The 26,193-nt window shown below is 65.9% G+C and carries 22 protein-coding genes; 20 read left to right on the top strand and 2 right to left on the bottom strand.

Annotated elements, in window-relative coordinates:
- Positions 1-46: 46 nt before the first annotated feature.
- The 13 genes from AAFP35_RS00700 to AAFP35_RS00760 all read left to right on the top strand — a co-directional run bounded on the left by AAFP35_RS00700 (position 47) and on the right by AAFP35_RS00760 (position 16,657).
- The gene (locus AAFP35_RS00700; RefSeq protein ID WP_419219592.1) at positions 47-250 is read left to right on the top strand and encodes a heavy-metal-associated domain-containing protein; all 204 of its coding nucleotides are present in this window, start codon (positions 47-49) and stop codon (positions 248-250) included.
- Entirely contained in the window at positions 247-405 is a 159-nt protein-coding gene (locus AAFP35_RS00705; protein ID WP_419219593.1) for a hypothetical protein, read from the top strand. The genes AAFP35_RS00700 and AAFP35_RS00705 overlap by 4 nt, the downstream gene beginning before the upstream one ends.
- 4 nt (positions 406-409) lie before the next feature.
- A complete protein-coding gene (locus AAFP35_RS00710; RefSeq protein WP_419219594.1) occupies positions 410-2,707 on the top strand; it encodes a heavy metal translocating P-type ATPase in 2,298 nt (765 codons plus the stop codon).
- 61 nt (positions 2,708-2,768) lie between these two features.
- Positions 2,769-4,235, top strand: a complete 1,467-nt coding sequence (locus tag AAFP35_RS00715) for an FAD-binding protein (RefSeq protein WP_419219595.1) — start codon at positions 2,769-2,771, stop codon at positions 4,233-4,235.
- 120 nt (positions 4,236-4,355) lie between these two features.
- Positions 4,356-5,906, top strand: a complete 1,551-nt coding sequence (locus tag AAFP35_RS00720) for a molybdopterin-dependent oxidoreductase (RefSeq protein WP_419219596.1) — start codon at positions 4,356-4,358, stop codon at positions 5,904-5,906.
- Between the two features lie 110 nt (positions 5,907-6,016).
- Positions 6,017-7,495, top strand: coding sequence for a cutinase family protein (locus AAFP35_RS00725; protein ID WP_419219597.1), 1,479 nt, complete (start codon positions 6,017-6,019; stop codon positions 7,493-7,495).
- A gap of 40 nt (positions 7,496-7,535) precedes the next feature.
- Positions 7,536-9,287 carry a hypothetical protein gene (locus tag AAFP35_RS00730; RefSeq protein ID WP_419219598.1) on the top strand — a complete coding sequence of 584 codons (1,752 nt, stop codon included), beginning with the start codon at positions 7,536-7,538 and terminating at the stop codon, positions 9,285-9,287.
- Positions 9,288-9,536: 249 nt separating this feature from the next.
- Positions 9,537-10,625 (top strand): NAD(P) transhydrogenase subunit alpha, encoded by a 1,089-nt coding sequence (locus tag AAFP35_RS00735; RefSeq protein ID WP_419219599.1) that lies wholly within the window; start codon positions 9,537-9,539, stop codon positions 10,623-10,625.
- Positions 10,625-10,930, top strand: coding sequence for an NAD(P) transhydrogenase subunit alpha (locus AAFP35_RS00740; protein WP_419219600.1), 306 nt, complete (start codon positions 10,625-10,627; stop codon positions 10,928-10,930). The genes AAFP35_RS00735 and AAFP35_RS00740 overlap by 1 nt, the downstream gene beginning before the upstream one ends.
- Entirely contained in the window at positions 10,927-12,438 is a 1,512-nt protein-coding gene (locus tag AAFP35_RS00745; RefSeq protein WP_419219601.1) for an NAD(P)(+) transhydrogenase (Re/Si-specific) subunit beta, read from the top strand. The genes AAFP35_RS00740 and AAFP35_RS00745 overlap by 4 nt, the downstream gene beginning before the upstream one ends.
- A gap of 160 nt (positions 12,439-12,598) precedes the next feature.
- The gene (locus AAFP35_RS00750; protein ID WP_419219602.1) at positions 12,599-13,024 is read left to right on the top strand and encodes a DoxX family protein; all 426 of its coding nucleotides are present in this window, start codon (positions 12,599-12,601) and stop codon (positions 13,022-13,024) included.
- 174 nt (positions 13,025-13,198) lie between these two features.
- Positions 13,199-14,206, top strand: a complete 1,008-nt coding sequence (locus tag AAFP35_RS00755; RefSeq protein ID WP_419219603.1) for a YdcF family protein — start codon at positions 13,199-13,201, stop codon at positions 14,204-14,206.
- Between the two features lie 171 nt (positions 14,207-14,377).
- Positions 14,378-16,657: a solute carrier family 23 protein gene (locus tag AAFP35_RS00760; protein WP_419219604.1), complete on the top strand. Its 2,280-nt coding sequence runs from the start codon at positions 14,378-14,380 to the stop codon at positions 16,655-16,657.
- Here the strand turns inward: AAFP35_RS00760 and AAFP35_RS00765 are convergent.
- Positions 16,635-17,357, bottom strand: coding sequence for a GntR family transcriptional regulator (locus AAFP35_RS00765; RefSeq protein ID WP_419219605.1), 723 nt, complete (start codon positions 17,355-17,357; stop codon positions 16,635-16,637). The two genes, AAFP35_RS00760 and AAFP35_RS00765, sit on opposite strands and share 23 nt — an antisense overlap.
- Before the next feature lie 167 nt (positions 17,358-17,524).
- Here AAFP35_RS00765 and AAFP35_RS00770 point away from each other — a divergent pair, with 167 nt between their 5' ends.
- From AAFP35_RS00770 to AAFP35_RS00800, 7 genes are all read left to right on the top strand, one after another.
- Positions 17,525-18,514, top strand: coding sequence for a BMP family ABC transporter substrate-binding protein (locus tag AAFP35_RS00770; RefSeq protein ID WP_419219606.1), 990 nt, complete (start codon positions 17,525-17,527; stop codon positions 18,512-18,514).
- 11 nt (positions 18,515-18,525) lie between these two features.
- Positions 18,526-20,070, top strand: coding sequence for an ABC transporter ATP-binding protein (locus AAFP35_RS00775; RefSeq protein WP_419219607.1), 1,545 nt, complete (start codon positions 18,526-18,528; stop codon positions 20,068-20,070).
- The gene (locus tag AAFP35_RS00780) at positions 20,067-21,203 is read left to right on the top strand and encodes an ABC transporter permease (protein WP_419219608.1); all 1,137 of its coding nucleotides are present in this window, start codon (positions 20,067-20,069) and stop codon (positions 21,201-21,203) included. Before AAFP35_RS00775 ends, AAFP35_RS00780 begins: the two co-directional genes overlap by 4 nt.
- Positions 21,200-22,126, top strand: coding sequence for an ABC transporter permease (locus tag AAFP35_RS00785; RefSeq protein ID WP_419219609.1), 927 nt, complete (start codon positions 21,200-21,202; stop codon positions 22,124-22,126). Before AAFP35_RS00780 ends, AAFP35_RS00785 begins: the two co-directional genes overlap by 4 nt.
- A 27-nt stretch (positions 22,127-22,153) precedes the next feature.
- Positions 22,154-23,131: an ornithine cyclodeaminase family protein gene (locus AAFP35_RS00790; protein ID WP_419219610.1), complete on the top strand. Its 978-nt coding sequence runs from the start codon at positions 22,154-22,156 to the stop codon at positions 23,129-23,131.
- Positions 23,128-23,619, top strand: coding sequence for a nucleoside deaminase (locus AAFP35_RS00795; protein WP_419219611.1), 492 nt, complete (start codon positions 23,128-23,130; stop codon positions 23,617-23,619). The genes AAFP35_RS00790 and AAFP35_RS00795 overlap by 4 nt, the downstream gene beginning before the upstream one ends.
- Positions 23,620-23,880: 261 nt before the next feature.
- Complete coding sequence (locus tag AAFP35_RS00800) at positions 23,881-25,359, top strand: DUF222 domain-containing protein (RefSeq protein ID WP_419219943.1); 1,479 nt, start codon at positions 23,881-23,883, stop codon at positions 25,357-25,359.
- A gap of 80 nt (positions 25,360-25,439) precedes the next feature.
- Here AAFP35_RS00800 and AAFP35_RS00805 read toward each other — a convergent pair whose 3' ends face one another.
- A complete protein-coding gene (locus tag AAFP35_RS00805; protein ID WP_419219612.1) occupies positions 25,440-26,177 on the bottom strand; it encodes a metallophosphoesterase family protein in 738 nt (245 codons plus the stop codon).
- Between the last annotated feature and the right edge of the window lie 16 nt (positions 26,178-26,193).

Genomic DNA, 26,193 nt, shown 5'->3' on the forward strand with positions numbered 1-26,193 from the left:
GAGACCCGAACAAACCATGACCAGCCACCACGGCAAGGAGATCACCATGACCGTCAGCACCTACACCGTCACCGGAATGACCTGCGGGCACTGCGTTTCGTCGGTCACCGAGGAGATCGGTGAGATCAGCGGCGTGCAGCATGTCGACGTGTCCCTGGACACCGGTGTCGTCGAGGTGACCAGCGACCGTGAGATCGGCCGCCCCGAGATCGAGGCGGCCGTCACCGAGGCCGGGTATCAACTGTCATGACCGCCATGACCCAGAATGCGGCGGTTCGAATCGCGGCGTTCGTCGTCGCGCTGGCAGTCGCCTTCGGTCTCGCCTTCGGGATCGGCCGCGTCGTGGACCCGTGGGGTGACGACGCGCCCGCGCCCCAACCGGGCACCCATCAGCACTCGGAGTGAGGACATGTCGATCACCACTGAGCAGGTCGACCTCGATATCGAGGGCATGACCTGTGCGTCGTGCGCCAACCGGATCGAACGCAAACTCAACAAACTCGACGGGGTCAGTGCATCGGTCAACTATGCGACCGAGCAGGCCCACGTCGAATTCCCGGCTGCATTGGACACCGCGGATCTGATCACGGTGGTTCGTGACGCGGGCTACCAGGCATCGCCGGTGGTCACGGTCGGCTCCGTCGCCGACGACGAGACAGGATCGACCCGGGACGAGAGGCCCGATCGCGAACTCGACGGCCTCCGGCAACGATTGATCGTGTCGGCGATCCTGACGGTGCCCGTCGTGGTACTCGCGATGATCCCGGCCTGGCAGTTCACCTACTGGCAGTGGGCATCGCTGACATTGGCCGCCCCGGTGGTGGTCTGGGGTGCGTACCCCTTCCACCGGGCCGCCTGGATCAACCTGCGGCACGGGTCGACGACGATGGACACGTTGGTGTCGATGGGCACGTCCGCCGCGTTCTTGTGGTCGCTGTACGCGTTGTTCTTCGGGACGGCGGGCGAACCAGGGATGCGTCACGGCTTCGACCTCATCGCCTCGCGCGGCGACGGTGCCGCGAACATCTACCTCGAGGCCGCCGCGGGCGTCACCACATTCCTGCTCGCCGGTCGCTATTTCGAGAAGCGCAGCAAACGCAGGGCCGGTGATGCGTTGCGCGCGTTGCTCGATCTGGGCGCCAAGGACGTGGCCATCCTCCGGGGCCAGTCCGAGACTCGAATCCCCCTGTCGCAGTTGGTGGTCGGCGACGAGTTCGTGGTTCGTCCGGGCGAGAAGATCGCCACCGACGGCATCGTGGTGCACGGGGCATCGGCCGTGGACGCGTCCATGATCACCGGGGAATCGGTACCGGTCGAGGTCACCGAGGGCGATCAGGTGATCGGCGCGACTGTCAACGCGAGCGGCCGCCTCGTGGTGCGGGCGACGCGCGTCGGAGCAGACACCGCGCTCGCGCAGATGGCGAAGATGGTGGCCGATGCGCAGGCCGGCAAGGCCGACGCGCAACGACTCGCCGATCGCATCTCCGCCTACTTCGTCCCCGCGGTCATGGTGATCGCGGTGGGGGCGTTGGGATTCTGGTTCGGCGCCGGGAGCGTAGCGAGCGGGCCGGGTCTACTCGGCGCCGGGAGCGTGGCGAGCGACTCGGGCTGGGTGACCTTCGCGTTCACCGCGGCGGTGTCGGTACTGATCATCGCGTGTCCGTGCGCACTGGGGTTGGCCACACCGACCGCGTTGATGGTCGGAACCGGTCGCGGTGCCCAGCTCGGTGTGCTCCTCAAGGGGCCCGAGGTACTCGAGACCACACGGCGTGTGGACACGATCGTCTTGGACAAGACCGGAACGGTCACCACCGGCGAGATGACGCTGCAGTCGGTTGTCGTGGTGGATTCCGCCGACGCCGACGACGTGTTGACACGTGCTGCTGCGGTAGAGGCCGGTTCCGAGCATCCCATCGGTGCGGCGATCGTCGCCGGGGCCACGCGGACCGACGCCGCCGTGTCCGGGGCGGTGACCGACTTCCGGGCGACCGAGGGTTCCGGGGTGGTGGGCGTCATCGACGGTGTGCGCGTGACGATTTCGAGTCCCGTCGGTCGAGCGCTGCCAGACGAACTCGCGCAGGCGGTCGCGTCCGGCGAGGCCGAAGGCGCCACGGCCGTCGTGGTGTCCTTCGACGACGAGCCGGTCGGCGTGATCGTGATCGGGGATGAGATCAAACCGACATCGGCGGCCGCGATCGCCGAACTCCGTCGGATGGGGCTGACCCCCGTATTGCTCACCGGTGACAACGCCGGTGCCGCCGAGCATGTCGCCCGACAGGTCGGCATCGACACCATCATCGCCGGGGTGACCCCGCAGGGCAAGGTGTCGTCGGTCGCAGAGCTGCAGGCACAAGGGCATTCGGTCGCGATGGCCGGTGACGGTGTCAACGACGCCGGTGCTCTGGCGCAGGCCGACCTCGGTCTCGCGATGGGCACCGGAACCGACGTCGCGATGCAGGCGAGTGATCTCACCGTCGTGAGCGGAGACCTGTGGGCGGTGGTCGATGCGATCCGGCTGGCGCGCCGCACCCTGGGCACCATCAAGGGCAACCTCTTCTGGGCGTTCGCCTACAACGTGGCGGCGATCCCGGTTGCCGCGCTCGGGTTGCTCAACCCGATGCTGGCCGGGGCGGCGATGGCTGTGTCGTCGGTGTTCGTGGTGGCCAACAGCCTGCGATTGCGGCGGTTCCGGCCACATCCGCGCTGAGTCGGTCACGAACCCGGACCGGAACTAGAACATGTTCTAGTCGATCGTCTACCCTGTGGGCATGGCAGGTTCTGAGATCCCTGAAACCATCGCCCTCGATGCGGTGGAGTCCTTCACCGACGACGTCGACGTGCTGGTGATCGGGTGTGGTGTCGCCGGCGGAAGTGCGGCCGTGGAGGCCGCCTCGTCGGGTGCCAAGGTGCTCGTGCTGGAACGCGCGGCCGCGGCAGGCGGGACGAGCTGCATGGCAGGCGGGCATTTCTACCTCGGTGGCGGCACGGCGGTGCAGCAGGCGACCGGCCACGAGGACAGTCCGGAGGAGATGGAGAAGTACCTGACCGCGGTGTCCCGCGAGCCGGAGCCGGAGAAGATCCACGCGTACTGCGTCGACAGTGTCGATCACTTCAACTGGCTCGAGGGTCTCGGGTTCGCGTTCGAGCGCAGCTTCTATCCGGAGAAGGCGGTCATCCAGCCGCAGACGCAGGGGCTGATGTTCACGGGTAACGAAAAGGTGTGGCCCTTCAAGAACATCGCGAAGCCTGCGCCTCGCGGCCACAAGGTACCGGTGCCCGGTGACACCGGGGGTGCGTCGATGGTGGTGGACCTGTTGGTCAAACGCCTCGCCGAACTCGGCACCGAGGTCCGCTACGAGACCGGCGCTCGGCAGCTCGTCGTCGACGCGGACGGAGCGGTGGCCGGCGTGCGGTGGCAGCGGCCGGGTGCCGATGGCTACATCCGGGCCCGGTCGGTGATCATCGCCGCCGGTGGGTTCGTCATGAACGAGGAGATGGTCGCCAGCCACGTGCCGCATGTCGCGGAGAAACCGTTCACCCTGGGCAGCACCTACGACGACGGACTCGGCATCCGGCTCGGCGAATCGGTCGGCGCGGCGCTCAAACACATGGACCAGGCGTTCGTCACCGCGCCGATCTATCCGCCGAGCATCCTGCTCACCGGCATCGTGGTGAACAAGAACGGCGATCGGTTCGTCGCCGAGGACTCCTACCACTCGCGGACCGCCGGATTCGTGATGGACCAACCTGATTCGGCCGCATACCTGATCGTCGACGAGGCGCACATGCAGCGGCCCGAGGTGCCGCTGATCAAGTTCATCGACGGCTGGGAGACCGTCGCCGAGATGGAATCCGATCTGGGGATTCCCGAGGGGCGGCTGCAGAAGACGCTGTCGGACTACAACGAGCACGCGGCGAACGGTGAGGATCCCGAGTTCCACAAGGCTGCCGAGTTCTTGGCGCCACAGGATCACGGGCCCTGGGCGGCGTTCGATCTCAGCTTGGGCCAGGCCATCTACTCGTGCTTCACCATCGGCGGCATGGCGACGACGGTCGACGCCGAGGTGCTCGACACATCCGGCACACCGATCGCGGGCCTGTACGCCGCCGGTGCCTGCGCCGCCAATCTCGCTCAGGACGGCAAGGGCTACGCCAGTGGCACGCAACTCGGCGAGGGATCGTACTTCGGTCGGCGAGCAGGCCGACACGCGGCGGCGCACCGGGTCAACGCCTGAGCGGGGCGCCGCTCGATCGGAGTTCGGCGAAGGGGCCGGCCACGTCGTGCCCGCGGGCTCTCCGACCGGGAGATCGTCCTCGCGGGTGGCACTCGGACGTCGCGCGCGCTATCAAGGGATGTGACCTCCACCTCGCGTGAGCACGGCCGCCTGGGGGCGGCCGCGGGCGCCGGTGTGGTCGCGGTGGGTGCCGCAGTCGCGACGGGCGAACTGTTCGCCGTCATGGTCGACCCGGGCTCCTCCCCGTACTTCGCAGTAGGTTCTTCCGTCGTCGACCACAGCCCGACCGGGATCCGCGAATGGGCGATCTCGACCTTCGGCACCGGTGACAAGGTCGCACTGTTCGTCGGACTGGGCATCGTCATCGCCGTCATCGCCGCCGGGTGCGGTGTGGCCGAACGGCTTCGGCCACCCACCGGAACGGTCGTGATCGGACTGTTCGGCGTGGTCGGGGTGCTCGCCGCGCTGGGCCGTCCGACTGCCCGGTGGACCTACGCCGTGCCTTCGGTCGCGGCAGGGATCGTCGGGATCATCGTGCTGCGGGTGCTGATCGGCATCCTTCGATCGGACGCGCGATTGCAACCCGGCACCGACGGATCAGCCCGCGTCGATCGACGTTTCGTGCTGACCGCTGGTGGTGTCGCAGTGCTCGCGGTCGCGGTGGGGGCACTGGGACGGCGGATGCTCGCCGACACCGCCCACACCCTCGCCGATCGCGGACGCGTTCTCCTGCCGACTCCTCGCTCACCCGCGCCGCCGGTGCCCGCCGCCGTCGGATTCGATGTCGCCGGAGCGACACCGTTCGTCACCGGTAACGACGATTTCTATCGGATCGACACCGCTCTGCAGGTGCCGAATCTGACCACAGCGGACTGGCACCTGCGCATCCACGGCATGGTCGACGAGGAGATCCGCATCGGATGGGACGAACTCCTGGCGCTGCCGATGACCGAACGATTCGTCACCCTCACCTGTGTCTCCAACGAGATAGGCGGAGATCTCATAGGCAACGCGCGGTGGCTCGGCGTGCCGATGAAGACGCTCCTCGACCGGGCAGGCGCCCGGCCGGGTGCGGACATGCTTCTCTCTCGCAGTGCTGACGGATGGACCAGTGGCACACCGATTTCCGCGATCACCGACGGTCGTGACGCGCTCCTGGCGATCGGGATGAACGGCGAGCCGCTCCCGGTCGAACACGGCTATCCGGTCCGGCAGGTCATCCCCGGGCTGTACGGCTACGTGTCGGCCACCAAATGGGTCGTCGACTGGAAGATCACCCGGTTCGGCGACGAACAGGCGTACTGGACGTCGCGCGGATGGTCGGCACTCGGGCCCATCAAACTGTGCTCGCGTATCGATCGACCGCGTTCGCGTTCGTCGCATCCACAGGGCGAAGTGGTGATCGCCGGGACCGCGTGGGCCCAGCACACGGGGATCGCGGCGGTGGAGGTTCGCATCGACGACGGGGACTGGGAGCCCGCCGAACTCGCCACCGAGTACTCGCTCGACACCTGGCGGCCATGGCTGTTCCGGTGGACGGCGACCCCGGGCGAACACCGGGTGCGTTGTCGCGCGATCGACAAGGAGGGACGCCGACAGATCGAGACCTACGCTTCGCCGATCCCCGACGGTGCGACCGGCCTTGACGCACGCAGCTACACGATCACGTGACACGCGCATCGTCGCAGGTAGACGATTAATCGGGTTTCGCACACTCTCCGTCGGTGTGATCCGTTACACTCTGCTCACTCATCGGCACACTCAGGGGAAACGAGGAGACAGTGCGCCGGATCCTGCTGGCGCTGACGGTTTTTCTGACCGTCGGCGCATTCCTCCAATCGGGTCATCAGCCCGGGTCGGCCGGTGCTCTCACCATCGGTCCGTTCACCGTGCCCGCTGCCCGCGAACCGGTGGCCGCCGAGCTGTCCGATCCGGTGATCGTCGCCAAGCCTGCGTGGATGCCGCCCCTGGGTCCCGACGACACCGTGGTGCTGGTGCCCGGTACGACGGACTACGACGGCGCCGACCAGCTCGAACGTACTCGCGCCATCGGACTGTTCGGCGTGGAGCCGACACAGCGCCCGTCGGTGCAGGTGGTGAACTACCCGGCCGCATTCGGGTTCACCATCGGCGGCATCCCGATAGGTCTCGCAGGGACGGGCACATTCAACGAATCGGTGCGGATCGGCACGGCCAAGGGCGTCGCCGCGGCAGAAGCCGCCTTCGCCGACCGTCCGGACACCACGGTCGTTGTGAACGGCTACAGCCAGAGCTCACCGGTCGCGATGAACGTGGCTTACATGCTGCTGCAACGGGATTCGATACCCGAGGGCGGACGGCTGATCGTGGTGGTGGGGGCCGACTCGCGATTTCCGAACACCGGTGTGGAGAACGTGGTCCCGAGTTTTCTGCCCGGTCTGTACACCAACGGCGACCGAGACACCCGTGCTACCGGTGACATCGAGATCCGGTCGTATTGCGTCCGGGGCGACGCCACCTGCGGGGTCGGAAATCCGTTCGCTGATCCCGTGTCGACGTTCTTCTACCTGATCCCTGGTTTCTACGTGCACGCCTTCTTGAACCACCGGATCAACGAATACGAGGTCGCCGACACGTGGACCGACGGCAGCACCACCTACATCGTCTACGACGGTGGCAATCCGTGGGGCATGATGCTGCGAGACGTGGGCATTCCGGTGCCCCGCGAGATCGACGACGTCATCGGTGCGGTGGTACGCGTACCGATGCCGGGTGAGCAGGCGACACGAGCGGGTCACGCCGTCCCGACACCTCGGGAACTCCAGGAGTTCGTCTACGAGAGGCTCGGCCGTACCGTCCCGGTCACCGATCCGGATGTGAACGGCGAGATCCGGGATGCGTTGACCGGCGACACCACTGCCGATGATTCGTCGACGGCATCCGAGGTGTTCTCGGCGCCGACGAAGACCGAACGGTCCATGGTCGGAATCGCCACCGCCCCGGACGAATCGGGCGTACCGTCGGGTCCACCGGTGGTGTCCGACCCGACGGGGAACGGCTCCGACGACGCCGGCTTCGGCAGCGGTGAGCGGTCGATCATCACCGGTGGGGCGATCGATCCCGGATCGTCCGATGAGTCCGACGGCGCCGACAGCCATCGCCCCGGTAACAGCGACAGCCCCGACACCGATGTCGAGGCAGTCGATCACGACAGCCCGGATCCCATCTCTTCGACCACCGAGTCATCGCCGGGCCCGTCGTCCACCGGGTCCTCGGACTGATCACGAAGCAATCCGTCAGCTCTGCCCATCGTCCGGAGGAATGAGGTTCGAAGTGCGTCGAATCCTGTTGCCGCTCATCATTGTCGGCGCGATCTCGCTGATCGTGTCGCCACCGACCGGTCACGCCGCACGCTTCGCGCCGGTCGTCGCCGACCCGGCGTCGGCGGCCGCATCGTCGATCGATCTCGGCGACCCGCTCACCTGGGCGCCCGTACCCGTGCGTGCCAAGCCGGCGTGGCTTCCGGCCGGCCTCGGTGCGGACACCACCGTGATCCTCGTGCCGGGCAGCGGAGATCGTGACGGTGTCGGCCAGGACTGGCGCACCGCCGGGATCGGTTTCTACGACGACCCGACCACCGGCGACTCGTTCGGCCCGACCATGCACCTGGTCTCCTATCCGGCGGCAATCGGGTTCGACCTGTTCGGTCGCGTCGTGTCGGCGAACAACACGGGCACCACCTACAACGACTCGGTCCGGGCCGGCTCCGAGATCGGGCTCGCCGACGCGCACGAAGCGTGGGATGCCCGCGGTCACGAGGGAACGATCCTCATCAACGGCTATTCGCAGAGCGGTCCGGTGGCGATGAACATCGCCTATCAGCTGCACAAGGAATATGCCGCCGGAGATCCGGATGCCATTCCAGACGAGAACGTGATGGTCGTGATCGGCGGGGACACACGCTTTCCCAACACCGGCATCGAGACCGTGGTGCCGAGCTTCATCAGCGGTCTCTACACCAATGGTCAGCGAGATCCCGCCCACACCGGCGACATCGAGATCATCTCGTACTGTGTGCGCGGCGATTACGTGTGCGGTCTGGGTAATCCGCTGATCCACCCGTTCGAGACCGTCTTCTACATCGTGCCCGGCAGCATCATCCATGCGGTTCTCGGCGATCGGGTCAACCAGTTCGCCGTGGCAGACACGTGGGACGAGGGCAACACCACCTACGTGGTGCTCGACGGAGGCAATCCGTGGGGAGTTGCGCTGCGCGCGTTGGGGGTTCCGGTACCCGACGAGGTCGACGACGTGCTCGACCGACTCGTCCCGGTGCCGATGCCCGGTAAGCGGAGCACCGTCGCGGGAATCGGGGTCCCGACGCCGCGCGAGTTGCAGCAGCAGATCTTCGATGTGCTCGGCATGACCGTTCCCGCCACCGACCCCGACGTTCTGGACAAGCGCACCGACCGTGCCACATCGGTGCGGCTGACGATGGACTTCTTCGATCTGTTGGACGGACTCCGCTCGTCGGTGGGAACGACCGACGATGAGAACTCGCCGAACGCCGAGTCCGAGCCGCCGAATCCGGAGTCGGCGGATTCGGAAGGCACCTCGCCGCTCGCGAACGCGGCTGCACGGTTGGACGAGCTGATCTCCTCGAGCGACGATGCCGACGCCCGCATGGACGCGTCGTCGGGTACCCCGACCACCGGATCGACCCCCGGTACCGAATCGACCCCCAGTACTGAATCGACCCCCAGTACTGAATTGACCCCCAGTGCTGGATCGACCCCGAGTGCTGAACCGACTCCGGGCGGCGAACCGACTCCGGAGGACGCTGACGATGCGTCGTCGACGACGACGCCGCGCGCCGAGCCGACCACATCGGGAGGGGCCGACGAGACGGTGACGGAAGGTGCCGGAGCGGAGGACCACGCATCGGTTCACGAGACTCGGTCGTCGACCGATTCGTCGGGCACGTCGGACTCGGCTACCGGTGACGACGCGGGCGATGGCGCAGACACGGGAAACGGCGAAGCGAACGGGGACACCTCCTCGGCGGACCAGTGACGACCAGCGTATCTGGACAAGAGACTAGACAACTGTCCATTTGTGGTAGAACATGTTCCGTCAAGGGCTGAGTGACCAATCTGACTGCATCGCTCCAGGTTGGTGAGGTCATGCTATGTTCGTCGCACGTTTTTGTGAGCCGGGCGACAATGCACTGCTCCCCGGGTCGATTCGACCTGTGATGACCGGGACGTGTGCAGCGATCGCGGGGGCGTCCGGTGTGCCGTGAAATCAGACAAGGTGAGAACTATGAGCGTGGGTGTCGTGCGCGAGTCGGCTGCCGACGAACGCCGGGTGGCGTTGGTTCCCAAGGTGGTTGGTTCGTTGGTGGGCAAGGGTGTCCCGGTGATCGTGGAGTCGGGTGCCGGTGTGGGGGCATTGATCCCCGATGACCTGTATGTGGATGCGGGTGCGTCGATCGGTGATCCGTATTCGGCTGATGTGGTGGTGCGGGTCGCGCCGCCGAGTGATGCGGACATCGGCAAGCTGCGTGATGGTCAGCGGTTGATCGGGTTCTTGGCGCCGCGTAATGCCGACAACAAGATCGGTGCGCTCAAAGCCGCGGGTGTCGAGGCGTACGCGGTGGAGGCGATCCCGCGTATTTCTCGTGCCCAGGTGATGGATGCGTTGAGTTCTCAGGCCAACGTGTCGGGCTACAAGTCGGTGATCGTGGCCGCGGATCTGTCGACGCGGTATTTCCCGATGATGACCACTGCTGCGGGCACGGTGAAGCCGGCGACGGTGTTGGTGCTCGGAGTCGGTGTGGCGGGTTTGCAGGCGTTGGCAACCGCGAAGCGTCTCGGTGGACGCACGACGGGTTACGACGTGCGGCCCGAGGTGGCCGAGCAGGTGCGGTCGGTGGGTGCCCAGTGGTTGGACCTGGGTATCGATGCTGCGGGTGAGGGCGGTTATGCGCGTGAGCTCACCGATGACGAGCGGGCGCGTCAGCAGCAGGCGCTCGAGGATGCGATCAAGGGTTTCGACGTGGTGATCACCACGGCGTTGGTGCCGGGCCGTCCTGCGCCGCGGTTGGTGACCGCGGCCGCGGTGGAGGGTATGAAGGCCGGCAGTGTCGTGGTGGATCTGGCCGGCGAGACCGGTGGTAACTGCGAGTTGACCGAGCCGGGGCAGACCGTGGTCAAACATGATGTGACGATCGCGTCTCCGTTGAATCTGCCTGCGACGATGCCTGAGCATGCCAGTGAGTTGTATTCGAAGAATCTGTTGGCGCTGATCGAGTTGATGCTCGACGACAATGGCGGGTTTGCACCGGATTTCGATGACGAGGTCATCGCGGCTGCGTGTGTCACTCGTGTCACCGAGGAGGCGAAGGCCTGATGTACAACGAATTGTTGGCGAACGTCGCGATCCTGGTGTTGGCCGGGTTCGTGGGTTTCGCGGTGATCTCCAAGGTGCCCAACACGTTGCACACGCCGTTGATGTCGGGCACCAATGCCATTCACGGCATCGTGGTGCTCGGCGCGTTGGTGGTATTGGGTTCGTTGCCCTCGGATGCGTCGTGGGGTGTGCGGATCATCGGGTTGGTGGCATTGGTGTTCGGAACGCTCAACGTGGTGGGTGGATTCTTGGTGACCGATCGCATGTTGGGAATGTTCAAGGGTAAGAAGGAGTCCGCCAAGTGAGCGCCGCTGTGTGGAATGTGGCTGCAGAGTCCTCGGGTCAGGTGTCTGAAGGTCTCGGGTACGGGGTGACCGTCCTGTACATCGTGGCGTTCTCGTTGTTCATCTACGGTCTGATGGGATTGACCGGGCCGAAGACCGCGGTGCGGGGCAACTGGATCGCTGCGACCGGTATGGGTATCGCGGTGATCGCGACGCTGCTGGGTGTTTACAACAATGCCGGTGACGCCGGGGTGCCGTCGATCAACTGGGTGTTGATCGTGGTGGGTCTGGCTGTTGGTGTGGCGCTGGGTATTCCGCCGGCGCTGAAGACCAAGATGACGGCGATGCCGCAGTTGGTGGCGTTGTTCAACGGTGTCGGTGGCGGCACCGTGGCGCTGATCGCGTGGGCGGAGTTCATCGAGTCCGATGGGTTCACCGCGGTTGCCGAGACCCCCGATGTGCATGTGATAGTCGGGTCGTTGTTCGCGGCGATCGTCGGATCGGTGTCGTTCTGGGGTTCGTTGGTCGCGTTCGCCAAGTTGCAGGAACTGCTGAACAAGGACCTCGAGAAGAAGTTGGTGGCTGCGGCCAAGGGTTTCCAGTTCGCCAACATCGTGCTCGCGATCGCGGCGATCGCCATCGCGGTCTACATCGGGTTGTCGGCGGATTCCGCGGATGCGACTCCGTGGTTCTGGATCGTGCTGCTGCTCGTGGTGGCCGGTGTGATGGGCCTGTTCGTGGTGTTCCCGATCGGTGGGGCGGACATGCCGGTGGTCATCTCGTTGCTCAATGCGTTGACCGGTCTGTCGGCTGCAGCTGCGGGTCTGGCGCTGAACAATCAGGCGATGATCGTGGCGGGCATGATCGTGGGCGCGTCGGGTTCGATCTTGACCAACTTGATGGCCAAGGCGATGAATCGATCCATCCCGGCGATCGTGTTCGGGTCCTTCGGTGGTGGTGACGACGCCGGTGCCGGAGCTGTGGGTGCCGGCGGTGGCACGGTCAAGGCGACCTCGGCCGCCGACGCTGCGATCCAGATGGCGTATGCCAATCAGGTGATCGTGGTTCCCGGTTACGGTCTGGCCGTGGCCCAGGCCCAGCATGCGGTCAAGGAGATGGCGGCGTTGCTCGAGGACAAGGGCGTCGAGGTCAAGTACGCCATCCATCCGGTTGCCGGCCGGATGCCCGGACACATGAACGTGTTGTTGGCCGAGGCCGATGTGGCCTATGACGCGATGAAGGAGATGGACGACATCAACGGCGAGTTCAATCGCACCGATGTCGCGATCGTGATCGGCGCCAACGACGTGACCAACCCGGCGGCTCGCAACGATCCGAGTTCACCGATCCACGGTATGCCCATCCTCAACGTCGATGAGGCGCGGAGCGTGATCGTGCTCAAGCGGTCGATGAGTTCGGGCTACGCCGGTATCGAGAACCCGCTGTTCTTCGCCGATCAGACCTCGATGCTGTTCGGCGACGCGAAGAAGTCGGTCGACAGCGTGGTCGAAGAACTCAAGGCGCTGTAACCGTACGGTTCCGACGAATCTGCCCCCGGGCCCCAGAAAGCGCCGAAAACGCTGTGCGGGACCGGGGGCAGATCTGTCTCTGCGGATCGGAGCGCGATGAGTTTCTCGGCCACCCGATGTCTGTCCCGGCAGAACCATTCGCCACACACCGGAGGACATCATGACCGCAACACTCGCCGACGACCGACAGAGCGCCACGATCGGGATTCGGAACTGGCGTCGCACAACGGGAATCGTCATCAGCGTGCTCATCGGGGCGTTTCTCGTCTTCGATGTGATCGGAAAACTGACCCGTCCCGACGCCGTCATCGAGGGTACGAGAGATCTGGGCTTTCCGATCGACCAGGCCTATGTGATGGGCGTGGTGCTGTTGGTGTGCCTGGTTGTGTACGCGATTCCGCGCACCGCGGTGCTCGGCGCCGTGGGGATCACCGCGTATCTGGGTGGCGCCGTCACCGCCAACATGCGCATCGAGTCGCCGGTGTTCAGCACGACGTTGTTCGCGGTCTACCTCGGCGTGCTGCTCTGGATCGGGCTCGTGCTGCGGCGTCCGGAACTGCTCAAGGTGGCCGGGCTGCGTCGTTGAGCCCAGCCTCGACGCCGGACTCCCTTCACTCCGATGATCTCCGGAGTGAGGGGAAGTCTTGTGGGCAGGGAAGTCCCGTGCGCGCCGTTACCGACTTGGGATCAGAAGGGTGCGTCCGCGTGAGCATGGCACCTTACTGTTACCTGAGTGACTCGTGTGGCAAAAGTAAACCGCATGAAGGCGGCGACGATGGCGATCGTGGCGAGCGCCGCCGTCGGCGGCCTGATCGCCGGCACCATGCCCGTCGACCGAGTCGACGGTGTGGGCGTACGAAACCTCGCAACCTCCACCGACCCTGTGAGCCTGTACAACTCGGCCCAGCAGAAGTTCGCGGCAGGCGACATCCCGGGTGGCCTAGACGCTCTCGAACAAGTGCTCACACTCTCGCCGGTCGATGGTGAAGCACTTGCGCTGCAGGCGATCTGGTCCGATCAGCTCGATGATGCGACGACCCGTGCCGCTGCGTTGCGACGCCTAGGAGGTGTCAATCCGAGGCTGGCGGCCACGGCGCGCAACATCATCGACGGTGTCGATGCCGCTGCCCAGATCGTCCCGGACCCTGCGCCGAAAATGGTGTCCGGGCGCGTGGCCATCGTCATTCTCGGTTTCGGGTTGACCGCCGGCGGCAAGATGGCGCCGGAACTCGTGCGACGTGTCACGGCGGGCAAGGCGCAAGCCGAGGCGACCTCGACAGCGCCCATCGTGGTGAGCGGCGGTGCGCCGAAGGCCGGTGTCACCGAGGCCTCGGCGATGAGGAAGTGGCTGATCTCGAACGGGGTGGACGGATCGCGCATCACCGAGGAGGGGCGGTCGGGTTCGACGCCCGCCAATGCGCAGAACACCGCTGCGGTCCTGGCGTCACAGGGTGTCCGGGACATCATCCTGGTGACCTCACCCAATCACATCCGGCGTGCTGCTGCCGATTTCGCGGCGACCGGGTTGAAGGTGGTCGGCGCGGTGACGACGCAGACAGGCCTCGCCAAGTATGCGAAACCGCTTGCGCGTGAGCAGCAGAAGGGCATCCGCCTCGAGGCCACCCGCACGGCGAAGATCCCGGCATCCCGTCAGGTCGGTGTGCCGCTTCCGGACAACTTGCCGGACACGGGTCCCGGCCTCATCGTGGAGTACGGCGGCAAGCTGCTCGACACCGTGCTGAACAGTGGGTCGGCGACGGCGAACTGAGTCCTGCGACCACAACCGCCGCGAAAACCCTTGTGGTCATGAAGAGTTCATCTCGATGTCACTTGGTCGGGTGCAATAGGTCACAGTGAGTGTCCGTAATGTCCGGTTTCACAGAAAGTCGGTGCCGCTGACGGAGGCGGGGGTGGCTCGAGTGCCGGTACGTTCGGGCCCATGCGAAATTCTTCGGGGGAAGTCGTAAACAGTCGCTGGTCAAATCTCAGATATGACCTTCCTGCATCACTCGTCGTGTTCCTGGTGGCTCTACCGTTGTCCTTGGGCATCGCCATAGCGTCGGATGCTCCGGTCATGGCGGGGCTCATCGCCGCCGTGGTGGGCGGCATCGTCGCCGGCCTGGTGGGCGGTAGTCCGCTCCAGGTGTCGGGACCGGCCGCGGGGCTGACGGTAGTGGTGGCCGAGTTGGTGGCCAACTTCGGTTGGAAGGTCACATGTTTCATCACCGTGGCAGCCGGTGTGCTGCAGATCGTGTTCGGGCTCAGCAGGATTGCCGGTGCCGCGCTCGCGATTGCTCCGGTGGTGGTTCACGCCATGCTCGCGGGCATCGGCATCACCATTGCGTTGCAGCAGGTTCACGTTCTCCTCGGCGGTGAGTCGGAGAGCAGCGCGTGGGAGAACGTGACGGCGCTGCCTTCCCAGATTGCATCCGTGCGGTGGTCCGACGCTCTGATCGGCGCGCTCGTGGTGGTCATCATGCTGGGTTGGTCGTCCATGCCCGCCCGCGTCCGCAAGGTCCCCGGGCCGCTCGTGGCGATCGTCGTCGCCACCGTCGCGGCGATCGGTCTCGGCCTCGATGTGGAACGAATCAGCTTGGACGGCAACTTCTTCGATGCGATCGCACTTCCCGAGTTGCCGACCGGCAACTGGGGTGCAGTGATTCTGGGTGTCCTCACCGTCGCGCTGATCGCCAGTGTGGAGTCGTTGCTGTCCGCCGTGGCCGTCGACAAGATGCACTCGGGCCCGCGCAGTGATTTCAATCGTGAACTCCTCGGGCAGGGTACCGCCAACATGACCTCGGGCCTGCTCGGTGGTCTGCCGGTGACCGGTGTGATCGTGCGGAGTTCGACGAACGTCGCCACCGGGGCGCGCACACGTGCCTCCGCGGTGCTGCACGGCGTGTGGGTGTTGCTCTTCGCGGTGGTGCTCACCGGACTCGTCGAACAGATCCCCACGGCTGCGCTCGCCGGCCTGTTGATCGTCATCGGCATCCAACTCGTCAAGCTCGCGCACATGAAAACCGCTCTGCGGACAGGCGATCTGTGGGTCTACGCGGTGACCGTGCTGAGTGTGGTGTTCCTCAATCTGCTCGAGGGTGTCGGTATCGGACTCGCGCTCGCAGTCGCCATCGTGGTCTGGCGCGTGGTGCGGGCGGAGTTCGTGTCGGCGCCGTTCGGCACCGAGGGTGCCCGGCAATGGTTGGTCTCGATCCGCGGTTCGCTGAGCTTCCTGTCGTTGCCGAAGCTCAACAAGGCACTGGGCGCGGTGCCGTCCGGGGCGCACGTCACGCTCGACCTGGACACCGACTTCCTCGACCACGCGGCTTCCGAGATGATCGGAGACTGGCGTCGCGCACACGAGGCATCGGGTGGAACCGTCTTGTTGGTGGAGAAGGGCAAGGCCCGGCTGGCTGATGCGCACCACCGGCCGCCGCGTCGCCACCACACCGGTTTCGCCGGACTGACACCGTGGCGGATTCGGGCAGGCAACCAGGCGGAGAATCCCGCCGACACGACGCCGGCGGCCCTGCGGTCGATCATGGGTGGCGTCGGTGACTATCACCGCGATCACGCAGATGCGCTGCGGGCCACGATGTCCGACGTCGTCGATCGTCAGGACCCGGATACGGTCTTCCTCACCTGTGCTGACTCGCGCCTGTTGCCCAACGTCATCACCTCGAGTGGGCCGGGCGACCTGTTCACCGTTCGTAACGTCGGCAATCTGGTCCCGTCCGGTGACTCCGCGGATCTCTCCGTGGAAGCGGCCCTCGAGTTCGCGATCGACGAGCTCGAGGTGACATCGGTTGTGGTGTGCGGGCATTCGTCGTGCGGTGCGATGCGCGCGGCATTGGATCTGGAGTCGGCCCCGTCCGATCCCGACAGCCCGACCCATCAGTGGCTCCGTCATGTGGTGCCGAGCTTGGTGGCGCTGCGGCTCGATCACCCGGCAGGCCGTGCGGCCCAGGCGCTGGGATTCAGCGAGGTGGATCAGCTCGCCATCGTGAACGTGGCCAAGCAGGTCGAGGTGCTGGGCAGGCATCCGCTGGTGGGACGCGCGGCGGCGGAGTCGCAGTTGCGGATCGTGGGTCTGTTCTTCGACATCGCCACCGCCCGTGTCTACGAGGTGACGGCCACCGATGTCCGGCCGACGGGAGTTGACGCGGAGAGCGAGACGGCTGTGACCGACACCGCGGAGGTCAACGCCGTCGACTCTTTGTGAGAGCCACGGGGTCCAGATCGGTGACCGACCATTCGGCGGCCATCGCCAGGCTCGTCGCGCGACCCGAGTGCACGTGGTGGAACGCCGATTCCGCCGCGCGCTCGGCGTCGTGTGCGGTGATGGCCGCCAGCAGGTCCTCGTGCTCACGGCACTGGGTACCCGGATCACGGTTCTTGGTCAGGTGGAACAACCATTGCGTACGAGCCTCGAGTGGGCGTAAGAGGTTCTCCAACAATGGGTTTGCGGCCAGGTCGACGATGATGGTGTGAAATCGGGCGTTTGCTGCGGCGATCCCGGGTTTGTCGTCGCGCGCGGTTGCGGTGCGGGCGACCTCCAGCGCGGCGGCCAGGGCCTCGAGACCTGCGCGGTCTGCCCGCTCGGCCGCCAGACGGGCGGCGAGTACCTCGAGGCTTTCGCGCACATCGAACAGATCCCGAACGTCGTCCACGGTGAACGGCGCGACCACGGCCCCCTGTCGTGGGACCATCACGACGAGGCCCTCTTGCTGTAACTGTTGCAGTGCTTCGCGTAGCGGGATACGCGAGACGTCGAGTTCGACAGCGAGATCCCGCTCGATCAATCGGTCCCCGGGGGCGAGGTCGAGGCCGACGATGCGCGCACGGATCTCGTCATAGGCGTGCTCGCGCAGGGATTTCCGGGGCTCGGTACCCGTCGTGGAACCGTCGTCGGCCGTGGTCACGGTGCCTCACCCCTTCTCGTGGTCGCCGTCAGCATAGCGCGCCGGGACTTTGCGGTATACCAGTAACCGGTCCCTTACGGCCGCGTAACGAGACGGCAATGAACCGCGCCCACTCTCGATCCGTAACGGTATACCGCTAAGGGGTTGCCGCAGGATCAGGAGACTCCATGAAACGCACTCTTCCCATCGCAGTGATCGCGGCCGGGGCGCTTGCCTTCGGCCTGACAGCATGTGGATCGTCGGATGGTGATGGACCGGGAGCCGGGGACACGTTGTCGGTCGGCGTCTTCCTGCCCGGATCCGTCAACGACACCGGCTTCATGCAATCGGCCTACGCCGGCTACAACCGGGTGAAGGAGTCACTCGGCGACAAGGTGGACGCCAGCCACGTCGAACAGGTCGCCGCCGCCGACTACCAGCAGGCGTTGCAGCGCTTCGCATCCGAGAACGACTTGGTCATCGCGGTCGGCGGTCAGACCGACGCCGACCTGCGGAAGGTTGCGCCACAGTTCCCCGAGGTGAAGTTCGTCGAGATCGGCGGACCGGCCGATGCGGAACCGCTGCCGAATCTGGCCTACTACGACCCACAGCAGGCCGAGGCCGAGTTCGTGGCCGGTGCTGCCGCAGCGGCGTCGTCGAAGGCCGGTGTCGTCGGGTTCGTCGGGGGCGTCGAGCTTCCCGCGATCGTCAACTCGGCCAAGGCCTTCGCCAACGGTGCCACCTTCACCAAGTCCGACGTCAAGGTCCTCGCCCCGCAGTACGTCGGAGACTTCAACGATCCCGCGAAGGCCAAGCAGGCGGCCGGGACCGCCTATGCGAGTGGCGCCGATGTGTTGAGTCAGATCGTGAACCTCGGCAAACAGGGGATGGAGCAGGCTGCGAAGGAGACCGGAAACCGGTTGAGCGGCGGCCCGATTCCCGGTGACTGCGCCAACACGGTGTACAGCGGATACGTGCGAACCGACATCGGCACCGAGGTCGAGTACGCTGTGAACTCGGTCCTCGACGGGACGTGGCAGGCAGAGCAGGTCCCGTTCGGTTTGACCAGCGACAAACGTGGCACCGACTACGTGGTGTGCTCCGACGATCCGGCCGTCGCGTCGGCGGTGGACCGGGCCAAGACGGCCATCGCGGACCGTACCGTGCAACCGTACTGACGGTCGAGACCATGACCAGCACAGTGGAGAAGACGCGGGCCGCAGAGCCTGCGGTGCTCACCCTGGAGGGGATCGGCAAGTCATTCGGTTTGGTTCGTGCGCTCGAAGGCGTGGACCTCACCGTCGCGCCACGGACTGTGCACTGCATTCTGGGTGAGAACGGTGCGGGCAAATCGACGTTGTGCAACAGCATATTCGGCACCGTGGTGCCCGATGTCGGGACGATGACCCTCGGCGGGCAGCAGTATCGACCGAGGGACCCGGCCGATGCGTTGCAGTCCGGGGTGGCGATGGTGCACCAGCATTTCTCCCTGATCCCGACGATGACGGTTGCCGACAACCTGCTCCTCGGCCAGGGCGGGTTCCGCCCGCCCCGGCGCACTCTCGCGACCGAGCTCGACCGGATCGGCGATGCGTTCGGACTGCGGATCGACACGTCGGCGACGGTCGGTGAACTGAGTGTCGGTGCACGGCAACGCGTGGAGATCGTCAAGGCGCTCCTGCGCAACCCGCGGCTCATCCTCCTGGACGAACCGACCGCGGTGCTCGACCCGGCGGAGATCGATGCGCTGATGGACACATGCGCGGCGCTCACCGATGACGGGCGGTCGGTCGTGTTGATCACTCACAAACTGGGTGAGGTCGCACGGGCCGCCGACGACATCACCGTGCTGCGCGGCGGCCGGGTGGTCGGCGGGGGTCCACCGGCTCAGGTGCCGCTTCCGGAGCTGCTCGAGATGATGCTCGGAGACAGCGCTCCGATGGAGTCCGCCCGGCCACCGCGATCGACCTCCCGTATCGAGGGGCCGATCTGCCTGCAGATCGACGACATCGGTCTCACGCGCGACGACGGGCATCGAGTGCTGGCGGGTGTCGACCTCACGGTCCGCAGCGGAGAGATCGTCGGCATCGCCGGTGTGGAGGGCAACGGACAGTCCGAACTGACCGCCGTCCTGTCGGGTGCCATCCGGCCCGACAGTGGGCGCATCATCGTGGCAGGCGAGGACCTCACGCGGGCTTCGCCCGCGCGGCGCACGCGGAGTGGTCTCGCCGTCATCCCGGAGGACCGGCACGCCGAGGGGATGATCGGGGATCTGTCTCTCGCGGAGAACCTCACCCTGCCGCGATTGCGTGACTACCGGCGCTGGGGTTTGCTCGACCGGTCCCGGATGCGGTCGGACGCCGCAGATGCGATCACCGACTATGCCATCCGGGCACCTGGTCCGGACACACCGGTGGGCCGGCTGTCCGGTGGAAATCAGCAGAAGGTGGTGCTGGCGCGAGAGCTGTCGACGCCTGGGCTGCAGGTGGTGGTGGCGGCACAACCCACGCGCGGACTCGACGTCGGGGCGGTCGCTTTCGTCCTGGATCGGCTGCGTGATGCCGCGGACGACGGGGCCGCCGTACTGATCACCTCCACCGAGATCGACGAACTCCTGGCCGTCTGCGACCGCATCGTCGTCGCGTATCGAGGCAGCCTGGTCGGTTCCGTCGATGCCGAATCACCCGATGCCGCACAAGAAATCGGAACGCTTCTGACAGGGGTCACCGCATGAACGACAACCGGCCCCCGGTGATCAGCCTGCCGGGCTTCAACCCGAGGCATCCGATCGTCATCGCGGTCGGAGCGCTCATCGTGTCGGCGTTGGTCGGGTTGGGTTTGGCCGCTGCTGCCGGTGCGGACCCGGCCACCGTGGTCGACGCACTCGTGGACGGCACCCTCGGCTCACCGTTCGCCTTCGGTACGTCTCTCAACAACGCCGCCGTCCTGATGCTGGTGGCGATCGGGTTCACGATCGCCTATCGGGCCGGGTTGGTGAATGTCGGTGGGGAGGGACAACTCTGCCTCGGCGGGGTCGCCGCGACGGCGGTCGGGGTGTCACTGCCGGAGTCCGCGCCGGTCTGGCTCGGCGTACCGCTCGCGCTGATCGCCGCGGTCCTGGCCGGTGCGGCGTGGGCGTCGATTGCCGCGTGGTTGCGAGTTCGGCGTGGCACCAGCGAGATCATCACCACGCTGCTGCTGAACTTCGTCGGCCTGGCTCTGGTGGTCCTGATGGTGCACGAGACCTGGCTGCTGCGGCAGCCCGTGACGTCATCGGAGACCTTGCCCCAGTCCGAGACCTTGTCGTCGGGCGCGCACCTTCCGTTGCTCGGCATTCACAAGAGCCCCGCCACCATCGCGATCGCGGTCGCGGCCATCGCTGCGATCATCGTGGGAATCATCTTGCGACACAGCGCGATGGGAGTGCGTCTCCGTTCGGTCGGGTTGTCTGCCACGGCATCTGCGCGGCTGGGTGCCCCGGTCGGCTCGACGATGTTCGCCGGTCTCTCGGCGGCGGGCGGCTTTGCGGGTCTGGCCGGTGGGCTGATCGTCACGACGGCACCATTCGTGCTCGCCGATGGTTTCACGTCCGGCTTCGGATTCAGCGGCCTCGTCGTCGGGTTGTTGGCACGTGGCTCGATGACCGCGGTTGCGGGTGTCTCGCTGCTGTTCGGCTTCCTGGTGTCCGGCGGCATCAATCTCCAGTTGGAGGCCGGCGTCCCGTCGTCGACCATCACGGTCGTCCAGAGCATCCTGATCATCCTCATCGCCGGATCCGCCTGGTGGGCCTCGACGGCGCGCGCCCGGCCGCGTAGAACCACGGCGCAGGTCGACCCGCGCCCGACCGCCCAGGAGGTGTCGGCATGAGCACGTCGATGATCACGGAGATCATCGCCAGTGGAGTCGCTTTCGCCATTCCGCTACTGCTGGCGGCGACCGGCGAATCGATCAGTGAACGTGCCGGTGTGCTCAACCTGAGCATGGAGGGCATGATGCTCTGCGGTGCGTTCGCGAGCGTCCTCGCCGCCGTCGAATCGGGGTCCGCGGCCGTCGGCGTGGTGGCCGGTGTGCTCGCCGGATTGGTGTTCGGCGCCATGAATGCCCTCCTGTGCGTGCGGTTGCGTGCCGACCAGATCGTCATCGGCATCGCGGCCAACGCTCTCGCGCTCGGTCTGACCACGTTCGGTGCGCGGATTCTGTTGGCCGATGGCAAGGGCAACGGTGCACCGGCATTCGGAGATCTACGGGTTCCGGTGCTCAGCGACATGCCTGTCATCGGGCCGGCGCTGTTCGGTCAGACTGTCCTGGGTTACCTGTGCATCCTCGTCGTCATCGTCCTGGCCGTGATCTTCTCCGGACGTACGATGATCGGCATCCGCTGTGACGCCGTCGGCGAGGATGCCGTCAGCTCTGGGTGGACTGGTTTGTCGGTCAACAGGATTCGTGTCCTCGGTGTTCTGGTCGCGGGTGGCGCTGGCGGCCTCGCGGGAGCGCAACTCGCGCTGTCCGAAGTTCGTGCGTTCAGTGAGAACATGACGGCGGGGATGGGCTACCTCGCCGTCGTGGCCGTCATCGCGGGGCGCTGGCGTGTGACCGGCATCCTCGTCGCCACTGTCTTCTTCGGCATCGCCCGCGCGCTGCAGTTCGCACTGCCCGCAGTGGGTGTGGACGTTCCGTATGCGTTGCTGGTGATGTTGCCGTATGTCATCGCGATCGTCGCCGTCGCCGGTCTGGTGGGTGGCCGAAAAGCGCCGTCGTGCTTGACCGTTCCCTACGTCGGCCGCGTCTGACGATCCGTTTCGAGAAAGGGCCTGAACATGGCTGTCATCCTCTCCCATTCTGATGTCGAGCGATTGATGGATCGCGCTGCGGTGTACGACGCGGTGGAGCGGGCTCATGCCGATCTCTGCGCCGGTACAGCGGTGAATCCGGCACCGCCGGTGCTGTCCGTCGGTGATGGATCGGTGCTGCCGATGGTCGCGGCTGCCACGCGACAGCGATCCAGTTCGGTGAAGATGTTGTCGGACATGCCATCCAATCGTGACCGTGGCCTTCCCGCCCAGCGTTCGACGATCATGTTGCTGTCCACCGACACCGGAGAGTGTGAGGCCGTGCTCGACGGGCGTCTGATCACCGCCGTGCGTACCGCGGCGGCCAGTGCCGTTGCCACAGCGCATCTGTCGCGTCCGTCGAGTGCGTCGCTCGGACTGGTCGGTGCGGGGACGCTGGCCGTCGAGCATGTCCGAGCCGTCGTCGGGGTGCGGCCGATCGAGAAGGTGTTCGTGTGGTCGCGCAGTGCGGACACGATCACCCGGTTCCGTGACCAGGTCGCCGAACTCGACGTCGACGTCGAGTCGGCAGAGTCGCCTCGTCAGGTGCTCTCGGCCGCCGACGTCGTCTGCACACTGACGCCCTCTCGCGACCCGATCGTCGACGGGGCGTGGTTTCGCCCAGGCCAGCACATCAATGCCGTGGGTGCACCGCCCCGCGCCGACCATCGAGAGATCAACGGCGCGGGAATGGGTTCCGCGCGTCTGGTGGTGGACAGTCGCGACACCGCACTGGCAAAGTCGGGCGATGTGTTGTCGGCGATCGCGGAGGGGTGTCTGGGCATCGACGACGTGAACTGCGAACTCGGTGACGTGATCCTCGACCCGTCCCGTGGGCGACGCTCCGACGATGACGTCACATTGTTCAACTCGGTCGGCATAGGCTTGCAGGATCTGGTGTGCGCGCGCATCCTGGTCGATGCAGCGCGTGTGGCCGGGATCGGGACGACAGTGGAGATGACATGACTTTCGACCGGGACAACGAGCGCGAGTTCCTCCTCCGCGCCATCGAGTTGGCAGGCCATTCCGGTCGGGCGGGCAACCGGCCCTTCGGCGCGGTGGTGACGGCGGCCGACGGCGACATGCTCGCCGAGGGCGAGAATGCCGTGGCGTCCACGGGGGACATCACGGCTCACGCAGAACTCGACGCGTTACGACGGGCCATCGACGCGGGTCACGGGGAGCGGCTGCGCGGTGCAACGGTCTATGCGAGTGGGGAACCGTGCCCGATGTGTTCGGCGGCCTGTGTGTGGGCGGGGATCGCGCGGATCGTGTTCGCCGCGTCCGCCGCAGCGTTCGCCGAGATCCTGCCCGACGGCCCGCGCTTCGGGCTGTCCTGTGCAGACGTGGTCGCCGATGCGAACGTCGGCATAGAGGTGGAGGGTCGCGTGTACGAGTCCGAGGCGTTGGCGGTCATGCGCGACTTCGGAAGCGATGGCGTGGCCGACTCCTGACTGCTGTGCCATCGGTACCGGCCACTTGTGCCAAGAAGGTTGTCGGTGGGGTGGGTTAGTTTGTATTCAGCACAGTGATTGAGTGACGACGGTTTGTGACACAGGGCCTTTCGGGTCGGATGACGAGTGGTGCGGGTTTCTCGCGTGCACTGTGGAGTTTGTTCGTGACCGGTCGGAAGGCGTGTCGTGTCGTCGTCGTTGCTGGGTTCGCCCTCACCCTGGCCCGGGTTGCCGCTCGGGTTCCTCGGCGAGGTCGATCCGGTGTACCCGGATGAGGCGGAGTTGAACGACCTGCTTTCGGGGATGGTTGAGCTTGGGCGTGGGAAGTCGTTTTTGGCGTGGGCTGAATACCAGTCGGTGGCAGTGTTGTTCGATCGGTTGGTTGCTGCCCGTGAGTCTGCGGATGGGTTGATTGTGGATGGGTTCGCCGACTGTGCGGCCCGGATCGCGCGGACGCAGGCGATCTCCCAGCATGCTGCGGAGGCGTTGGTGAATGAGGCGATCGCGTTGCGGGATCGGTTGCCGGAGGTGTTCGCGTGTTTGCGTGACGGGGTCATTTCGCCGAAGCAGGCGTTGTTGGTCGTCTCGCGGACCGATCTGCTCGACGGGTTGTCGGCGGCGGTCGATGTGGACGCCGAGATCGCGCATCTTCTTCGCACGCGGCGGGGGTCGTGGTCGCGGAAGCGGTTGCGTGACATGTGTGATCGCATCGTGTTCCGCCACGACCCCGATGCGGTGCGCGAACGCCGTCAGGCGGCGCTCGACGGGCGTGGTGTGTGGACTGACCCGCGTGATGACGGTACGGCGATGATCACCGGCCTGATGGCCGCGGAAAACGTGCGCATCGCGGCCGCCGCGGTCACCGCGCTGGCCGATGCCGTGTGTGAGCATGATGGTCGCACGAAGCCGCAGCGTGCCTCGGATGCGATGTTCGCGTTGTTGTCGGGCACCCGGTTTGAGTGTCTGTGTGGCCATGATGAGTGCACCGCACACATCCCGGAGCCGGGCACGATCCCGCCGGTCGACAGTACGGCGGTCATTCATGTCGTGTGTGATGAATCGACTCTGGCGGGTGCGGCGGATCATCCGGCGTACATGGATGGGCACGGTGTCATCTCCGCCGAACACGTGCGCGATATTGCGGGCCGACAGGACAGCGTGACGAAACCGCTCATCCCGTCGGGCATTCCAGCAAGCGCCGACGATACCTACACCCTCCCGGCGCACCTGCCGTCGAACCCGTATCGACCCTCCACGGCCCTGGATACTTTCCTGCGTATCCGTGACGGTGTGTGCGTCGAACCGGGCTGTGAGACCTCGGCCTGGCGATCGGATGCCGATCACGTCACCGAGTTCGACCACGACGATCCGGCGCGGGGCGGCCAGACGACTGCGGAGGTCATGAATATCAAGTGTCGGTTCGATCATGGTCGAAAGACGTTCGGTGACTGGCTCGATGACCAATACCGCGACCTGGAGGGTCGCCTGCACACTGAGTTCACCACCCCGGAGGGCCTGACGATCCCCGGGGAGGCCGAAACCAACGAGGACCTGTTCCCGGGCTTACGGCGTATCCGTTTTCAGGCACCGACGCATGCACCGCCGCATCGGCCACGCATCCTCGACACCGACCAGCCCACCCGGGCTCGTACCCGGGTGGCGAACAAACATGCCCGACGCCGGGCCGAGAGGAGCCGCAACCGTCGACGGCATCACATCGACGGACCACCACCGTTCTGATCGGCTACCCGCCTGGGCCGATGCTGTGCCCCGGATGGGGATCCCGACACCCGGGGGCACGCACGGCCAGACCTGACCCGTCAGACCATCACGGATCGGAAATGCGTGATCAGCCGATCGCCGTCGAGCATGTGGAACGCGATGCCCGGCGGCTGGCCGCGATTGACGATCTCCTCGCCCTCGAAGGGCAGGTTCAGGGTGGAGGCCACGCCTGGGGCCACGGCCAGTGGACGTCCGGCGAAGGTGGTCACGGCAGGCGTGTGGGCGTGCCCGCAGACAAATCCGACGATGTTGGGGTGGCGATCGACCAGCGAAGCCAACCGGTCTTCGCCGTTCTGTCGAATGGTGTCCATGAACGTCATCTGCAAGGTGACCGGTGGGTGGTGGAAGGCGATGATCACCCGTGTCGTCGGGTCGGCGGATTCGATCTCGGTGACCATCCAGGCCAGCGTGTCGTTGTCGATGTACCCGTCGTTCCGTCCGGGGATCGAGCTGTCCACGACGAGGAACAGAACGCCGTCGATGACGACTGCGTGATTGACGGGTTCGTCGGTGTCCCGCTGCAACAGACCACGGTTGAAATTGCGTCGTTCGTCGTGGTTGCCCGCGGTGATGATCATCGGCAGCGGGCTCTCGAGGACGTCGTAGGCCTCTCGGTACTCTGATTCACTGCCCTCGTCGGTGATGTCGCCGGTCACGAGCAGGGCACCGAGGCCGTCGGCGCGTGCGTTGATGTAGCTCAGCGTCGCCTCGATCCGGCTGCGGTTGAACCGCGTGCCGTTGCAATGCAGGTCGCTGATGTGTGCGACGACGAACACTCACGCTCCTTGTTCA

The sequence above is a fragment of the Gordonia sp. CPCC 206044 genome (assembly GCF_048537895.1).
GTDB lineage: Bacteria > Actinomycetota > Actinomycetes > Mycobacteriales > Mycobacteriaceae > Gordonia.

Bases quoted from the DNA above. Each gene is read 5' to 3' on its own strand.
- AAFP35_RS00710 (WP_419219594.1), top strand. From the start codon at position 410: ATGTCGATCACCACTGAGCAGGTCGACCTCGATATCGAGGGCATGACC.
- AAFP35_RS00760 (WP_419219604.1), top strand. From the start codon at position 14,378: ATGCGAAATTCTTCGGGGGAAGTCGTAAACAGTCGCTGGTCAAATCTC.
- AAFP35_RS00770 (WP_419219606.1), top strand. From the start codon at position 17,525: ATGAAACGCACTCTTCCCATCGCAGTGATCGCGGCCGGGGCGCTTGCC.
- AAFP35_RS00795 (WP_419219611.1), top strand. From the start codon at position 23,128: ATGACTTTCGACCGGGACAACGAGCGCGAGTTCCTCCTCCGCGCCATC.
- AAFP35_RS00700 (WP_419219592.1), top strand. From the start codon at position 47: ATGACCGTCAGCACCTACACCGTCACCGGAATGACCTGCGGGCACTGC.
- AAFP35_RS00705 (WP_419219593.1), top strand. From the start codon at position 247: ATGACCGCCATGACCCAGAATGCGGCGGTTCGAATCGCGGCGTTCGTC.
- AAFP35_RS00755 (WP_419219603.1), top strand. From the start codon at position 13,199: ATGAAGGCGGCGACGATGGCGATCGTGGCGAGCGCCGCCGTCGGCGGC.
- AAFP35_RS00715 (WP_419219595.1), top strand. From the start codon at position 2,769: ATGGCAGGTTCTGAGATCCCTGAAACCATCGCCCTCGATGCGGTGGAG.
- AAFP35_RS00735 (WP_419219599.1), top strand. From the start codon at position 9,537: ATGAGCGTGGGTGTCGTGCGCGAGTCGGCTGCCGACGAACGCCGGGTG.
- AAFP35_RS00750 (WP_419219602.1), top strand. From the start codon at position 12,599: ATGACCGCAACACTCGCCGACGACCGACAGAGCGCCACGATCGGGATT.
- AAFP35_RS00790 (WP_419219610.1), top strand. From the start codon at position 22,154: ATGGCTGTCATCCTCTCCCATTCTGATGTCGAGCGATTGATGGATCGC.
- AAFP35_RS00775 (WP_419219607.1), top strand. From the start codon at position 18,526: ATGACCAGCACAGTGGAGAAGACGCGGGCCGCAGAGCCTGCGGTGCTC.
- AAFP35_RS00780 (WP_419219608.1), top strand. From the start codon at position 20,067: ATGAACGACAACCGGCCCCCGGTGATCAGCCTGCCGGGCTTCAACCCG.
- AAFP35_RS00730 (WP_419219598.1), top strand. From the start codon at position 7,536: ATGAGGTTCGAAGTGCGTCGAATCCTGTTGCCGCTCATCATTGTCGGC.
- AAFP35_RS00785 (WP_419219609.1), top strand. From the start codon at position 21,200: ATGAGCACGTCGATGATCACGGAGATCATCGCCAGTGGAGTCGCTTTC.
- AAFP35_RS00740 (WP_419219600.1), top strand. From the start codon at position 10,625: ATGTACAACGAATTGTTGGCGAACGTCGCGATCCTGGTGTTGGCCGGG.